The organism is Variovorax sp. J31P207 (assembly GCF_030316965.1).
In the GTDB taxonomy this organism is placed as follows: Bacteria; Pseudomonadota; Gammaproteobacteria; order Burkholderiales; family Burkholderiaceae_C; genus Variovorax; species Variovorax ginsengisoli_B.
On sequence record NZ_JASZYN010000003.1, the window covers coordinates 468,485 to 482,557 of the forward strand.

General features: G+C 68.9%; 13 protein-coding genes. 4 read left to right on the top strand and 9 right to left on the bottom strand.

The features are described 5' to 3' along the window. Positions 1–74: 74 nt before the first annotated feature. A complete protein-coding gene (locus QTI68_RS13525; RefSeq protein ID WP_286522020.1) occupies positions 75–1,130 on the top strand; it encodes a DnaJ C-terminal domain-containing protein in 1,056 nt (351 codons plus the stop codon). Positions 1,131–1,151: 21 nt separating this feature from the next. On the opposite strand, the gene QTI68_RS13530 is transcribed toward QTI68_RS13525, so the two are convergent. The 8 genes from QTI68_RS13530 to QTI68_RS13565 are packed head-to-tail and all read right to left on the bottom strand — an operon-like array spanning position 1,152 to position 10,659. Further along, positions 1,152–2,447, bottom strand: a complete 1,296-nt coding sequence (locus tag QTI68_RS13530) for an acetyl-CoA hydrolase/transferase family protein (protein WP_286522021.1) — start codon at positions 2,445–2,447, stop codon at positions 1,152–1,154. 36 nt (positions 2,448–2,483) lie between these two features. Continuing rightward, positions 2,484–3,731, bottom strand: a complete 1,248-nt coding sequence (locus QTI68_RS13535; RefSeq protein WP_286522022.1) for a phenylacetate--CoA ligase family protein — start codon at positions 3,729–3,731, stop codon at positions 2,484–2,486. After that, positions 3,728–4,558: an ABC transporter ATP-binding protein gene (locus QTI68_RS13540; RefSeq protein WP_286522023.1), complete on the bottom strand. Its 831-nt coding sequence runs from the start codon at positions 4,556–4,558 to the stop codon at positions 3,728–3,730. Before QTI68_RS13540 ends, QTI68_RS13535 begins: the two co-directional genes overlap by 4 nt. Positions 4,559–4,578: 20 nt before the next feature. Next, positions 4,579–5,904, bottom strand: coding sequence for an ABC transporter substrate-binding protein (locus QTI68_RS13545; RefSeq protein ID WP_286522024.1), 1,326 nt, complete (start codon positions 5,902–5,904; stop codon positions 4,579–4,581). Positions 5,905–5,933: 29 nt separating this feature from the next. Next, the gene (locus QTI68_RS13550; RefSeq protein WP_286522025.1) at positions 5,934–6,998 is read right to left on the bottom strand and encodes a branched-chain amino acid ABC transporter permease; all 1,065 of its coding nucleotides are present in this window, start codon (positions 6,996–6,998) and stop codon (positions 5,934–5,936) included. A 15-nt stretch (positions 6,999–7,013) separates the two neighbouring features. Next, positions 7,014–7,943, bottom strand: a complete 930-nt coding sequence (locus tag QTI68_RS13555; protein WP_286522026.1) for a branched-chain amino acid ABC transporter permease — start codon at positions 7,941–7,943, stop codon at positions 7,014–7,016. Next, positions 7,943–8,728, bottom strand: a complete 786-nt coding sequence (locus QTI68_RS13560; protein ID WP_286522027.1) for an ABC transporter ATP-binding protein — start codon at positions 8,726–8,728, stop codon at positions 7,943–7,945. Before QTI68_RS13560 ends, QTI68_RS13555 begins: the two co-directional genes overlap by 1 nt. Continuing rightward, positions 8,725–10,659, bottom strand: a complete 1,935-nt coding sequence (locus QTI68_RS13565; RefSeq protein WP_286522279.1) for an AMP-dependent synthetase/ligase — start codon at positions 10,657–10,659, stop codon at positions 8,725–8,727. The genes QTI68_RS13560 and QTI68_RS13565 overlap by 4 nt, the downstream gene beginning before the upstream one ends. A 93-nt stretch (positions 10,660–10,752) precedes the next feature. Here QTI68_RS13565 and QTI68_RS13570 point away from each other — a divergent pair, with 93 nt between their 5' ends. Both QTI68_RS13570 and QTI68_RS13575 read left to right on the top strand, forming a co-directional pair. Beyond that, complete coding sequence (locus QTI68_RS13570) at positions 10,753–11,490, top strand: Crp/Fnr family transcriptional regulator (protein WP_286522028.1); 738 nt, start codon at positions 10,753–10,755, stop codon at positions 11,488–11,490. An 83-nt stretch (positions 11,491–11,573) separates the two neighbouring features. After that, the gene (locus QTI68_RS13575) at positions 11,574–12,560 is read left to right on the top strand and encodes a helix-turn-helix transcriptional regulator (protein ID WP_286522029.1); all 987 of its coding nucleotides are present in this window, start codon (positions 11,574–11,576) and stop codon (positions 12,558–12,560) included. Positions 12,561–12,566: 6 nt separating this feature from the next. Here QTI68_RS13575 and QTI68_RS13580 read toward each other — a convergent pair whose 3' ends face one another. After that, positions 12,567–13,193 (bottom strand): SOS response-associated peptidase family protein, encoded by a 627-nt coding sequence (locus QTI68_RS13580; protein ID WP_286522030.1) that lies wholly within the window; start codon positions 13,191–13,193, stop codon positions 12,567–12,569. Between the two features lie 117 nt (positions 13,194–13,310). Between QTI68_RS13580 and QTI68_RS13585 the strand changes: the two genes are divergently transcribed. After that, on the top strand, positions 13,311–14,069 hold the full coding sequence (locus tag QTI68_RS13585) for an SDR family NAD(P)-dependent oxidoreductase (protein WP_286522031.1): 759 nt from the start codon (positions 13,311–13,313) through the stop codon (positions 14,067–14,069). The last annotated feature ends 4 nt before the right edge of the window (positions 14,070–14,073 follow it).

Below are 14,073 nucleotides of genomic sequence, written 5' to 3' on the forward strand. Positions count from 1 at the left end.
GGATCGGTTCTTTCGCTCTGGCTTCCGCAAGGAGCATGCCCGTCCACGCGCATGCTCGTGGATAATTCGCGCCGATGGGCACCGACAACGCTTTCGCCGAACTGGGACTGGCCTCCGACGCCACCGAGCGCGAGGTCAAGGCCGCCTGGCGCCGCCTGGCGTCGCAGTGGCACCCCGACCGCAACAGCAGCGCCGACGCCGTCGCCAGGATGCAGCGGATCAACCAGGCCTTCGAGGAAATCCGCAATGCCGGCTTCCCCGCACGCCCGGCGCCGGCCGACGATGCCGAGCCCGCTCCGGCCCCTGCCGAGGACGCCGCCGAACCCCGGCGCCGGCCCATCCATCGCAAGGTCAAGCTCACGCTGGAGGAGGCGGCGGCCGGCAGCATCAAGTCGCTGCGCGGCAAGATGACACACGCCTGCGCCACCTGCGACGGGGCCGGCCACCAGGTGCTCGGCGGCAACTGCGCCCAGTGCGGCGGCTCGGGCGCGGTGGCGAAGCGCTCCTTCTTCGGCTGGCCCGGCGGCATGAGCGAGTGCGTCGCCTGCCACGGCGGCGGCATCGCCCAGCGAAGCTGTCCGGACTGCGAGGGCGCCGGCACGCAGACACGCGCCTACCAGGTCAAGGTCCGCATCCCGCCCGGGGTGCGTCATGGCGACCTGCTGCACGTCGACGGCCGGCGCGCGCGTGCCAATCCGCCGCCGGCCGACTTGGAGCTTCGCGTCGAGCTGCTGGCCCACCCCTTCTTCGAACTCGACGAGGACGGCACGCTGCGCTGCGAGATGCCGGTCGACGGCTTCGCCTGGATCGCCAACCGGACGGTCCAGCTGCCCACCCTCGCGGGCCTGCGCTCCCTGGCCTTGCGCCGCGACCGGCTGACCTATCGCCTGCAGGGCGAGGGCTATCCGACGGGGCGCGGCGGTGCGCGCGGCGACCAGGTGGTCACGGTGCAGCCGGTGTTTCCCGAGCAGCTCAGCGCCGACCAGGAGATCTTGCTCGACCAGCTCATCGCATCGTCATCCGGCCATGGCGCCACGGCGCCGGACGAGCGCCTGCGGGCCTGGAACCGGGGTCTGCGCGCCTGGGAGCGCGGGCTCGATGCGCGCGACCGGCGGACCGCCCAGGGCTGATCGGAACCCGGCGCGCTGTCGTCAGAGCAGCTTCGCGCGCTTCGCCTGCTCGGTCAGCTCGGCACGGAAATCCGGGTGCGCGATCGCGATCAGTTCCTGTGCCCGCTGTTTGGCCGACTTGCCGCGCAGCTGGGCCACGCCGTGTTCGGTGACCACGTAGTTGATGTCGTTCTTGCTGGTGCTGACATGCGTGCCCGGCGACAGCGAGGGCACGATCCGCGAGATCGTGTCGCCCTTGGCGGTGGAGGGCAGCACGATGAAGGCCTTGCCGCCGCGCGAGCGGTTGGCGGCGCGCACGAAGTCGGACTGGCCGCCGGTGCCCGAGAAGGGCGCATGGCCCAGGCTCTCCGAGCCGCACTGGCCCAGCAGATCGATCTGCAGGGTCGCGTTGATCGCGACCAGGTTGTCGTTCAGGCCCGCCAGCGCCGGGTCGTTGGTGAAGTTGACGGGGTGGATCTCCACCGCCGGGTTGCGGTCCATGAAGCGGTACAGCTTGTTCGAGCCGAGTGCGAAGGTCGCGACCGTCTTGCCGGGCAGGTAGTTCTTGCGCCGGTTGGTGACCACGCCGGCCTCGATCAAGGTCAGGATGCCGTCGCCGAGCATCTCGGTGTGGATGCCCAGGTCGCGCTTGTCCGTGAGCTGCATCACGACAGCGTCGGGAATGCCGCCATAGCCGATCTGCAAGGTCGAGCCGTCCTCGATCAGCTCGGCGACATGCTTGCCGATGGCCTGCTGCACCGGGCCGATCTTCGGCAGTCCGACCTCGAGCACCGGGTCGCTGCTTTCGACCAGGGCCGCGACCTGCGAGACATGCACGTGGCAGTTGCCGTTGGCGAAGGGCACGTTGGGGTTCACCTCGAGAACCACCGCGCGGGCCCGGGCCACCGCCGCCATCGTGTAGTCGGCCCCCAGGCTGAGCGCGAAATAGCCGTGGGCGTCCATCGGCGAGGCCATGCTGAACACCACGTCGGCCGGGATCTGGCCGCGCTCGATCTGCGCCGGGATCTCGGAGAAGTAGTTGGGGATGAAGTCGATCCAGCCCTCTTGTCCGCCGGCTCGGGTCGCGCCGCCGAAGAACAGGGCGACGTGGCGCACGTGCTGCGTGGTCTCGGGGTCGATGTAGGCGTACTTGCGCATCGCCAGGATCTGCGACACCTTCACGTCCCTGAAATCGCGCCGCTGCACCGACAGCGCGGTGAGCAGCGCGGGCGGCTCGCCGACCCCGGTCGGCACGATGATCAGGTCACCGTCGCGCACCTGGCGCACGGCCTCGGCGGCCGGCTGCAGCTTCTGTTGGTAGAGGTCATGGATGGTCATCTCTAAAGCTCCTGTTCGCGGCCGCCATCTTCCATCTTATTTATAGCTGCGTGCGTCTTCTATGACCTTGCCATCGTTGGGCAGGCTGCCGAGCGCCACCAGCTCCACCGCGCCGCGCAGCTTGGTGACGTCGCGGATCGCCTCGGCGACGCGCTCGGCCAGGCCCTCGGGCGCCGCCGGGCATTCGAGCCGGAGCGTCATGCGGTCGTCGGCCATCTCGCCCTCGACCACCAGCCGCGCCCGCTGCACCTCGGGAAAGCGCCGCGCTATCTCCGCCACCTGGCTTGGATGCACGAACATGCCGCGCACCTTGGTGGTCTGGTCGGCGCGGCCGAGCCAGCCCCTGATGCGCGTGTTGGTGCGGCCCGTGGGACAGTGCCCGGGCAGCACGGCCGACAGGTCGCCGGTGCCGAAGCGGACCAGCGGATAGTCGGGATTGAAGGTGGTGACGACGACCTCGCCGACCTCGCCTTCGGGCACCGGATCGCCGGTGCCCGGGCGCACGATCTCGACGATCACGCCCTCGTCGAGCACCAGGCCTTCGCGGGCCGAGGTCTCGTAGGCGATCAGCCCGAGGTCCGCGGTGGCGTAGCACTGCATGCCGGCCACGCCGCGCTCGGTCATCCAGTCGCGCAGACTGGGCGGAAAGGCTTCGCCCGACACCAGCGCCTTGGTCAACGAGGCGAGCGCAATGTTCTTCTCGGCCGCCTTCTCGATCAGGATTCGGAGGAAGCTCGGCGTGCCGATGTAGCCCGCCGGCCGCAATTCGGCGATGGCCTCGACCTGCTGCTCGGTCTGGCCGGTGCCGCCGGCGAACACGGTGCAGCCGAGCGCGCGGGCGCCGCTGTCCATGATCGATCCGGCCGGCGTCATGTGGTAGCTGAAGCAGTTGTGCACCAGTTCGCCGCCGCGGAAGCCCGCCGCGAACAGCGCGCGCGCCGTGCGCCAATAGTCGCTCGCCTCGCCTTCGGGCTCGTAGATCGTGCCGGGACTCGCGAAGACGCGCGGCATGCGGGGCCCGAAGCGCAGCGCCGAGAAGCCGCCGAAGGGGTCGCTGGCGCGGCGCGCCTTCTGCAGCGCCAGCAGTTCGGACTTGCGCGTGACGGGCAGCTTCGCCAGCGCCGGGCGGCTCGTGATCTCGGCCGGCTTCACGCCGTCGAGGATGTGGTCGAAGGCCGCGGTCGCGGACTGGGCCTGCAGGACCTGCCTCGGCAGCGCCGCCAGCAGGTCGCGCTCGCGCTCGGCCGGGTCGCGGACCTCGAGCGCATCGTAGAAATCCGTCATGCCAACCACCGTTTGCGTCGCTTGTAGCTCTTCACGTCGCGGAAGCTCTTGCGGTCGGCGCCGCCGACGCCGAGGTAGAACTCCTTGACGTCCTCGTTCTCGCGCAGGCTCTTCGCCTCGCCGTCCATCACGATGCGGCCGTTCTCCAGGATGTAGCCGTAGTCGGCGTAGCGCAGCGCCATGTTGGTGTTCTGCTCGGCCAGCAGGAAGGTCACGCCTTCCTTCTCGTTCAGGTCGCGCACGATGCCGAACACCTCGTCGACGATCTGCGGCGCCAGCCCCATCGAGGGCTCGTCGAGCAGCACCATGTTGGGGTTGGCCATCAACGCCCGGCCGATGGCGCACATCTGCTGCTCGCCGCCTGACGTGTAGGCGGCTTGCGAGCCGCGCCGGGTCTTCAGGCGCGGGAAGTAGGCGTAGACCTTCTCGAGCGTCTGCGCGATCGCGGCCTTGCCGTCGGTGCGGGTGTAGGCGCCGGTCATGAGGTTGTCCTCGATCGACAGGTGGGCGAAGCAGTGGCGGCCCTCCATCACCTGGATCAGGCCGCGCTTCACCAGCGCCGCGGGCGACAGGGCCTCGATGCGCTCGCCGCGCAGCTCGATCGTGCCCTTGGTCACCGCGCCGCGCTCGCCCGCCAGCAGGTTCGACACGGCGCGCAGCGTGGTCGTCTTGCCGGCGCCGTTGCCGCCCAGCAGCGCCACGATGCCGCCCTCCGGCACCGTGAGCGAGACGCCCTTCAGCACCAGGATCACGTGGTTGTAGATGACCTCGATGCCGTTGACTTCCAGCAGCGGGGCTGCCGGCGCGGGCGCGGATACGTTGACCATGGCGTGCTGCGTCGGGCCGTTCAGCTGCAGGAGCGCGGCTTGATGTTCTTGTCTTTCGCGTACTTGGCCGAGTACTCCGCGACCAGCGGGTCGAGGTTGGCCTTGCGCGCCTGGTACCAGTCGGGCTGCACCTGCCACTTGGCTCCGTCCCACTGCGCGATGCGCGCCCAGTCGGTGCCCATGTGGTTGCTGCACGAGGTCTTGATCGGCCGCATGATCTCGCCGAAGCCCAGCGCCTTGAGCTTGTCGGCCGAGAGGTCGAGGTTCTCGTAGCCCCAGCGCACCTGCTCGGGCGTCAGCGTCTTGCCCTTGCCGAACTTCTCCTGCGCGGCGCGGATGGCTTCCACCTGCAGCATCGCGATCATCATGCCGCGGGTGTGCGCCATGACGCCGATCTCGTCGGCGTTGGCGGCCGTGCCCTGGCCCTTGTCGTAGACGAGCTTCTTCAGGTCGTCGTGCACCTTGTCGCGCGAGGCGCTGTTGTGGATCGTGACCGTGTTGTAGCCCTTGGCGCCGGCGCCGATGTCCTTCACGTCGTGGTCCGATCCGGCCCACCAGACCGAGTACATCTTCTCGCGCGGGAAGCCGCTGGCCTGGGCTTCGCGGATGCCGGCCGGCGTCATCACGCCGGCGCTCCAGAACAGCACGTAGTCGGGCTTCTGCTGGCGGATCTGCAGCCAGGTCGACTTCTGCTCGACGCCGGGCGGCGTGACCGGGAACAGCGCCAGCTCGAAGCCGTCCTGCGCCGCCAGCTTCTGCAGCAGCAGGATCGGCTCCTTGCCGTAGGGCGAGTCGTGGTAGACCAGCGCGATCTTCTTGCCCTTGAGGCTGCCCTTCTCCTTCTTGGCGATGTCCTGCAGGATCACGTCGGTGGCGGTCCAGTAGGTGCCCAGCAGCGGGAAGTTCCATTCGAACACCGTGCCGTCGACCGACTGCGACAGGCCGTAGCCCATGGTCTCGATCGAGACCTTGTCGTTGAAGGCCTTGTCGGTCACCGCGAAGGTGATGCCGGTCGACTGCGGGTCGAAGCCCGAGGCGCCGCTGCCCTTGGCCTTCAGGCGGTCGTAGCATTCGACGCCCTTGGCGGCGTCGTAGGCGGTCTCGCATTCCTCGTACGCCAGCTTGACGCCGTTGACGCCACCGTCGCGCGCGTTCACCAGCTTGAGGTAGTCCTGCTTGCCATCGGCCCATGGGATGCCGAGCGGCGCGAACTGTCCGGTGCGGTAGACCAAGAGCGGGATGAACTGCTCGCCGGCGGCCTGCGCCCGGGCCGGCACCGGCAGCATCGCCGACGAAAGCCCGGCCGCCGCGATGGCCGCCGCGAGAGCGATGGACTGGAACTTCATGCTGTGTCTCCTGTTGTTGAATGGACGGGTCAGTGAGGGAAGGGCCACAGCCGCAGCTTCTGCCGGGCCGTGGCCCACAGGGCGGCGAGGCCGTGCGGCTCGACGATCAGGAAGAACACGATCAGCGCGCCGAAGATCATGTGTTCGAGGAAGCTCGCGGTGCCGGTCGAGATCGCCAGCCCGAGCCAGTGCGGCACCAGGTTCAGGAACAGCGGCAGCAGCACGATGAAGGCGGCGCCGAACACCGCGCCGACGATCGAGCCGAGGCCGCCGATGATCACCATGAACAGCAGCTGGAAGGACTTGTCGATGCCGAAGGCGGCCGGCTCCCAGGCCCCCAGGTGCACGAAGCCCCACAGCGCGCCGGCGACGCCGACGATGAAGGAGCTGACCGCGAAGGCGCTGAGCTTGGCGTAGACCGGCCGGATGCCGATCACCGCGGCCGCCACGTCCATGTCGCGCATCGCCATCCATTCGCGGCCGATCGCGCCGCGCACCAGGTTCTTGGCCGCCAGCCCCAGCAGCACCAGCAGGGACAGGCACAGCAGGTACTTGCGCGCCGGGGTGTCCAGCGCGAGGCCGAAGAACTGCAGCGCCGACACGCTGACCGAGCCCGACGAGGAGCCGTTCGTGACCCAGGCCACCCGGTTGGTGAACCAGTCGGTGAAGAACTGCGCCGCCAGCGTCGCCACCGCCAGGTAGAGGCCGCGGATGCGCAGGCTCGGAATGCCGAACAGGATGCCGAAGACCATCGCGCAGAATCCGCCGCCGATCAGCGACAGCAGCAGCGGCATGCCCTCGATGCGCGCGTTCAGGTTGTAGGCCGCATAGGCCCCGACCGCCATGAAGGCGCCGGTGCCGAGCGAGATCTGGCCGCAGTAGCCGACCAGCACGTTGAGCCCGATGGCCGCCAGCGACAGGATCAGGAAGGGCACCAGCACGGCGCGGAAGAGGTAGTCGCTGGCCAGCATCGGCACGGCGACGAAGGCCACCAGCGCGAACAGCGCGAGTGCGATGCGGTCCTGCGCGATCGGGAAGATCTGCAGGTCGCTCTGGTAGCTGGTCTTGAACTGGCCGTTTTCGCGGTAGAACATGGTGTTGTCGAAGCCCTAGACGCGGTCGATGATCTTGTCGCCGAACAAGCCCTGCGGGCGGACCAGCAGGAAGGCGAGCGCCAGCACGTAGGCGAACCAGTTCTCGATGCCGCCGCCGACCATCGGCCCGAGGTAGATTTCCGACAGCTTCTCGCCGACGCCGATGATCAGGCCGCCGAGGATCGCACCGGGCACCGAGGTCAGGCCGCCGAGGATCACCACCGGGAAGGCCTTGAGCGCCACCAGCGAGATCGAGTACTGCACGCCGAGCTTGGAGCCCCAGATGACCCCGGCCACCAGCGCGACCAGGCCGCCGACCGACCAGACGATGACCCAGATGCGGGCCAGCGGAATGCCGATCGACTGTGCCGCCTGGTGGTCGTCGGCCACCGCGCGCAGCGCCCGGCCGGTCTTGGTCTTCTGGAAGAACAGCGACAGCAGCACCACCAGCAGGGCGGCCATCGCCGCGGCGTAGAGGTCTTCCTTGCTCAGCAGCAGGCCGCCCTGGAAGGTGTTCTCCAGCACGATCATCGGGTCCTTCGGCATGCCGACGTCGATCTTGTAGGTGCTGCTGCCGAACAGCAGCTGGCCGGCGCCGTCGAGGAAGTAGCTGATGCCCAGGGTCGCCATCAGCAGCGTGATGCCTTCCTGGTTGACCAGGTGGCGCAGCACCAGCCGCTCGACCAGCCAGGCGACGACCACCATCGCCGCGGCCGCCACGCAGGCCGCCAGCAGGTTGACCAGCAGCATGTTGTCGAGGCCGGTCCAGCGCGGGATCCATTCGGCGAAGCGCGCCATCGTCAGCGCCGCGAACAGCACCATCGCGCCCTGCGCGAAGTTGAAGACGCCCGAGGCCTTGAAGATCAGCACGAAGCCGATCGCGACCAGCGCGTAGAGCATGCCGGCCATCAGGCCGCCGAACAGGGTTTCGAGGAAAAAGCCCATCAGTGTTCCGTCCCCAGGTAAGCCCGGATCACGTCCTCGTTGTTGCGTACCTCGTCGGGCGTGCCGTCGCCGATCTTCTTGCCGTAGTCGAGCACCACCACGCGGTCGGAGATGTCCATCACCACGCCCATGTCGTGCTCGATCAGCACGATCGTGGTGCCGAACTCGTCGTTGACGTCGAGGATGAAGCGGCTCATGTCCTGCTTCTCTTCGACGTTCATGCCGGCCATCGGCTCGTCGAGCAGAAGCACCTGCGGCTCCATCGCCAGCGCCCGGCCGAGGTCGACCCGCTTCTGCAGGCCGTAGGGCAGGCGGCCCACGGGCGTCTTGCGGTGCAGCTGGATCTCGAGGAAGTCGATGATGCGCTCGACGAATTCGCGCTGCGCGATTTCCTCGCGCGCGGCCGGCCCCCAGCGCAGCGCCTGCGCGAGGATGCCGCTCTTCATCTTGAGGTTGCGCCCGGTCATGATGTTGTCGAGCACGCTCATGCCCTTGAACAGCGCCAGGTTCTGGAAGGTGCGCGCCACGCCCATCTCGGCCACCTGGCGCGAGTTCATGTGCCTGAAGTGCTGGCCGCGGAAAGTGATCTGGCCCTGCTGCGGCTGGTAGACGCCGTTGATGCAGTTGAGCATCGAGCTCTTGCCGGCGCCGTTGGGGCCGATGATCGCGCGCACCTCGTGCTCGCGGACATCGAAGCTGATGTCGGTCAGCGCCTTGACGCCGCCGAAGCTGAGGGAGATGTTCTGCACGTCCAGGATGACGTCGCCGGTCTTCCTGCTGCTCATGCGGCTGCTTTCAGCGCTGGGAAACGTTTGGCATCGACGATCTTCAGTGTCGCGCTGACCGCGCCCGTGCGGCCGTCCTCGAACTTGACCTGGGTCTCGATGAACTGCTCCGTCTTGCCGCCGTACAGCGCCTCGATCAGCACCGCGTACTTGCCGGCGATGAAGCCGCGCCGCACCTTGCGCGTGCGCGTGAGTTCGTCGTCGTCGGGGTCGAGCTCCTTGTGCAGCACCAGGAAGCGCGCGATCTGGGTGTCGCCCATGCCTTCCTCGGTGGCCAGGTCGGCGTTGACCTGGGCGATGCAATCGGCCACCAGTCCCAGCACCTCGGGCTTGGCCGCCAGGTCGACATAGCCGCCATAGGCCAGGCCGCGCCGTTCGGCCCAGTTGCCGACGGCCTCGAAATCGATGTTGACGAAGGCGCAGACCTCGTCGCGGCCGTCGCCGAAGCACACGGCTTCCTTGATCTGGGGAAAGAACTTGAGCTTGTTCTCGATGTAGTTGGGCGCGAACATCGCGCCGCCCTGCATGCGGCCGACGTCCTTGGCCCGGTCGATGATGCGCAGGTGGCCTTCGGCATCGAGCACGCCGGCATCGCCGGTGTGGAAGTAGCCGTCGGCGTCGAGCACCTCGGCGGTGGCGTCGGGCCGCTTGTAGTAGCCCTGCAGCACCGACACGCCGCGCACCAGCACCTCGCCGTCGTCGGCGATCTTGAGCTCGATGCCGGGCGCCGCGCTGCCCACGGTTTGCAGCTTGACCTTGCCGTCCTGCTGCAGGCAGACATAGGCGCAGGTCTCGGTCTGGCCGTAGAACTGCTTGAGGTTGACGCCGATCGAGCGGTAGAAGCGGAACAGGTCGGGCCCGATCGCCGCACCTGCCGTGTAGGCCACGCGGATGCGGCTCATGCCCAGCACGTTGCGCAGCGGCCCGTAGACAGCCAAGTCGCCGAGGGCGTACAGCAGGCGGTCCCTGGCGCCGACCGGGGCGCCGTTGAGGATGTCGGCGCCTACGCGCCGCGCCAGTGCCATGAATTTCGCATACAGCCAGCGCTTGGGCGCGGCCGCGTCCTCCATGCGGATCGACACGGCGGTGAGCAGGCCCTCGAAGGTGCGCGGCGGGCCGAAGTAATAGCTCGGGCCGATCTCGCGCATGTCGTTCATCACGGTCTCGGCCGACTCGGGGCAGTTGAGCGTGAAGCCGCCCACCAGCCACTGCGCGACCGAGAACAGATGGTCGCCGACCCAGGCCATCGGCAGGTAGCTCATGATGTTGTCGCCGGGGCCGAGCCGGTCGGTCTCGACGCCGCCGCGGCCGGCCGCGATGAAACTCGCGTGCGTCTGGCAGACGCCCTTGGGGCGCCCGGTGGTGCCCGAGGTGTAGAGGATCACGGCCACGTCGGAGGCTTCGCCGGCGGCGACGCTCTGGTCGAAAAATCCGGGGTGGGCGGCGTCCCAGGCGCGGCCGAGTTCGCACAGCTTGTCGTAGCCGAGCAGGCCGGGCTGGTCGTAGTGGCGCAGTCCGCGCGGGTCGTCGTAGACGATATGGCGGATCGCAGGCCGCATCTCGCGGCATTCGAGCAGCTTGTCGACCTGCTCCTGGTCCTCGGCGACCACGAACTCGACCGCGGCGTCCTCGAGCATGAAGACCATCTCGCCCGCCACCGCGTCCTGGTAGAGCGGCACCGGCACGCCGCGCAGGCACTGCGCCGCGATCACCGCCATGTAGAGGTGCGGCCGGTTGGCGCCGACGATGGCCAGGTTGTCGCCGGCCTTGAAGCCCAGGCTCGCCAGGCCGCAGGCGAAATCACGCACTTCGCGCGCGACGTCCGCCCAGGACCAGCTCTGCCAGATGCCGAGATCCTTCTCGCGCACCGCGGGGGCATCGGGCTGATGCTGCGCATGGCCCAGCAACAGGCGAGGAAAAGTAGGAGGGATGGTCTGCACGATGGGCGGACTGTAGGACCAACTTTGACGCCAACTTGTCGTTTGAACGACAATCCTAGGGACAACACTCCCCGGAGTTTCCCGATGCTCGGCACCGACCTTGGCACCTCCACGATCCGCGACCGCGTGCGACCGGCCAGTGCCGAAGAGCTCGCCAGCATTCCATGGCTGGACGCGCTGACGCCCGCCGAACGGCGCCGCGCCGAGGCCGCGGTGGTGGTCGGCGAGGCCGAGCCGGGCGACTTGGTCTGCCGCATCGGCCGGCCGCCGACCTACTGGTTCGGCGTCGTCGCCGGCCTGCTCAAGATGAGCAACGACAACGCCGACGGCACCTCGATGACCTACAGCGGTCTGCCGCCGGGTGGCTGGTTCGGCGAGGGCACGGTGCTCAAGCGCGAGCCCTACCGCTACAACGTCCAGGCCTTGCGCCACAGCGTGGTGGGGGGATTGCCGGCGGACGACTTCCATTGGCTGCTCGATCACTCGATCGGCTTCAACCGCTTCGTGATGAACCAGCTGAACGAGCGCCTGGCGCAGTTCATCGCGGCGCGCGAGACCGACCGGCTCAACGACCCCGACGTGCGCGTGGCGCGCAATCTCGCGGCGCTGTTCAACCCGGTGCTGTTCCCGGGAGTCGGCGAGCTGCTGCGGATCACGCAGCAGGAGCTGGCCTACCTGATCGGGCTGTCGCGCCAGCGGGTCAACGAGGCCCTGCGCGCGCTGCAGGCGCAGGGCGCGATCCGGGTCGAGTACGGCGGCCTGCGCGTGATCGACCTGGCAGCGCTGCGCGCCAGCGTGACGGCGGGCAAGGGCGCTGCGTAGCGGGGGCAAGGGCGGGGGCGGGCCGCGCTCGGGCATGCAGAATGCTGGCGCGGCATCTCCGGCCACGACAACGACATTCCCCGATGCACCCACTCGACGAACTGCAACGCTACAGCCAACTGCTCCTGCGGCTCTACCGCATGGCCCAGGACCTGCCGATCACCGAATTCCAGGACGCCGCGCTCGGGCTGGTCAAGGGGGTGCTCCCGTTCGACTCGTCGCTGTGGGGCACGGCCGCGCCCTCGGCCGGCGGCGCCGACATCCACACCGTCCACCTGCACAACAAGTCGCCCGAGATGCTGCCGGCCTACGAGTCGGTCAAGCACCTGGACACGGCGGTGGCGGGCATGTTCGCCGAGCCCCGGGCGACGCGCGGCTTCCACCTCGAGAGCTGGTTCTCCGACCCGCGCCAGCAGGAGATCCGCGACATGATGCGACGCTTCGAGATCGAGAACATGCTGGCCACCACCGTGATCGATCCCGCGACCCGCTTCGCCCACTGGATCCTGCTCTACCGCGCCGAGCGCGATGCCGGCTACACGCCCGAGGAGACCGGCCTGCTGGCGCTGCTTGCACCGCACGTGATGGAGGCGCTGGCGATCAACCGCAAGATGCACCTGGAGCGGCTCGGGCCGGCCGAGCAGGACGCGGTGCCCCGCGGCAGTGCCATCGCCGACATGCGCGGCGTGGTCTACCACTCGGATGCGCGCTTCGCCGCGCTGGCCGGCGAGGAGTGGGACGACTGGCAGGAGCGCCGGCTGCCGGCTGCGCTCGCGAGCCACTTCCAGGGCGACGGCGAGCGCTTTCGCGGCCGCGCCGTGGTGGTCGACGCCCGCGTCGAGCAGCAGCTGCTGTTCCTCAAGGCCCGGCCGCGCTGCCGCGCCGACGGCCTGACGGCGCGCGAGTTCACGATCGCCAAGCTGATCGCCAAGGGCGACACCCACAAGGAGATCGCGCAGACGCTGACCCGCTCGCCGGCCACCGTGCGCAACCAGATCCAGGTGATCTACGAGAAGCTCGGGGTCGGCAACATCGCCGGGTTGATCGAGGCCCTGCGACTGGCCGACTAGGCCACGCTAGGCCGCGCTTACCGACGCGGTCGGCAGCGTGTGCCGTGCCAGCTTGTCGTCGGCATAGGGCCGCAGGTAGGCCGCGGTTTCCTCCACCGGGCAATGCAGCCAGTCGTCGATCCAGGCGTCGCGCAGGATCGCGGTGCGGCGCTGCTCCGGCTGGCCCGGGGCGCCGAAAGTCAGCAGCGCGAAGCTCTCGACGCATTCGCCGGCGGGCGATCGCCAGCCGTTCCAGAGGCCGGCCAGGGCGAGCGGCTGGCCGTCGGTGCGCGAGACGCGCACGGTCTGGCCCTCGCTGTCGGCGTCCTGGAACACGGCATCGGCGAGGATCACGCAGCGATGGCCGCGCTTCCAGGGCTGGTAGAAGTTGCGCTCGGCAAAGGCGGTCTCGCCGCGCGCCTCGTGAGTGTGGAGGTCCTGGCCGTCCTTGCTGAACAGCGGGATCAGGCCCCAGCGCCCGGGGGCGATCTGGAAGCGGGCCAGTGAATCCTGGGCCGTGTCGTCGGCGCGGGGTCGCCGCACGAACAGGCCTTGCTCGCCCGGCCGCACGATCGACGCCTCCGGGCGGAAGGCCAGACCGAAGCGCTGGGCGAAGTGAAGGGGCTCGCTCGCTGCTTGGTAGTGGGTGGGCATGGCCAGGACGATGTGAAAGCTGGCGGATTCTAGTCAGCCGCCGATACCATAGGAAGGGTCGGCCTGCGCGCAAGCGGCGCCGGCGCGCCATAGCTCACGAAAACTCCCCAAAACTCCATGACTTCTTCCCGCCTCACCATCATCACCGGCGCTTCCCGCGGCCTGGGCCGCGCCATGGCCGAGCAGTTGCTGCAACCCGGCCAACGCCTGCTGTGCATCTCCCGCCAGGCCGACGAGCAGCTCGCCGCCCGTGCCCGCGAGGCCGGTGCCGAGCTGGAACAGTGGCAGCTGGACCTGTCCGATCCGGTGCCGGGCGCAGCGCGGCTTGCGGCGTGGCTGCAGGGGCTCGACGCCGACGCCTTCGACAGCGCGACCCTGATCAACAACGCCGGCATGGTCGGCCGTCCGCGCCCCTTGTCCGAAGCGGTGGCGAGCGAGCTGGCGCAGGCGCTGCGGGTCGGACTCGAGGCGCCGATGCTGCTGGCCTCGGCCTTTCTCGGGGCCACCAAGGGCTGGCGCGCCGAGCGCAAGGTGCTCAACATCTCCTCCGGCCTGGGGCGCAATGCGATGGGCAGCCAGGCGCCTTACTGTGCCGCCAAGGCCGGCATGGACCATTTCTCGCGCGCCGTGGCGCTGGAAGAAAAGGCGGCCGCCAACGGCGCGCGGATCGTCTCGCTGGCCCCCGGCATCATCGACACCGACATGCAGGTGGCGCTGCGGGGCGCCGAAGCCGACATGTTCCCGGACCGTGTGCGCTTCGAGAAGTTCAAGGCCGACGGCCTGCTCGACAGCCCGGCGTCGGCCGCCGCCAAGATCCTGAAGTACCTGGCGCGTCCGGATTTCGGCGCCAACCCGGTCGCCGATATCCGCGACTGACCTG

Bases quoted from the DNA above. Each gene is read 5' to 3' on its own strand.
- QTI68_RS13580 (WP_286522030.1), bottom strand. From the start codon at position 13,193: ATGCCCACCCACTACCAAGCAGCGAGCGAGCCCCTTCACTTCGCCCAG.
- QTI68_RS13585 (WP_286522031.1), top strand. From the start codon at position 13,311: ATGACTTCTTCCCGCCTCACCATCATCACCGGCGCTTCCCGCGGCCTG.
- QTI68_RS13550 (WP_286522025.1), bottom strand. From the start codon at position 6,998: ATGTTCTACCGCGAAAACGGCCAGTTCAAGACCAGCTACCAGAGCGAC.
- QTI68_RS13525 (WP_286522020.1), top strand. From the start codon at position 75: ATGGGCACCGACAACGCTTTCGCCGAACTGGGACTGGCCTCCGACGCC.
- QTI68_RS13555 (WP_286522026.1), bottom strand. From the start codon at position 7,943: ATGGGCTTTTTCCTCGAAACCCTGTTCGGCGGCCTGATGGCCGGCATG.
- QTI68_RS13570 (WP_286522028.1), top strand. From the start codon at position 10,753: ATGCTCGGCACCGACCTTGGCACCTCCACGATCCGCGACCGCGTGCGA.
- QTI68_RS13535 (WP_286522022.1), bottom strand. From the start codon at position 3,731: ATGACGGATTTCTACGATGCGCTCGAGGTCCGCGACCCGGCCGAGCGC.
- QTI68_RS13540 (WP_286522023.1), bottom strand. From the start codon at position 4,558: ATGGTCAACGTATCCGCGCCCGCGCCGGCAGCCCCGCTGCTGGAAGTC.
- QTI68_RS13575 (WP_286522029.1), top strand. From the start codon at position 11,574: ATGCACCCACTCGACGAACTGCAACGCTACAGCCAACTGCTCCTGCGG.
- QTI68_RS13545 (WP_286522024.1), bottom strand. From the start codon at position 5,904: ATGAAGTTCCAGTCCATCGCTCTCGCGGCGGCCATCGCGGCGGCCGGG.
- QTI68_RS13530 (WP_286522021.1), bottom strand. From the start codon at position 2,447: ATGACCATCCATGACCTCTACCAACAGAAGCTGCAGCCGGCCGCCGAG.
- QTI68_RS13560 (WP_286522027.1), bottom strand. From the start codon at position 8,728: ATGAGCAGCAGGAAGACCGGCGACGTCATCCTGGACGTGCAGAACATC.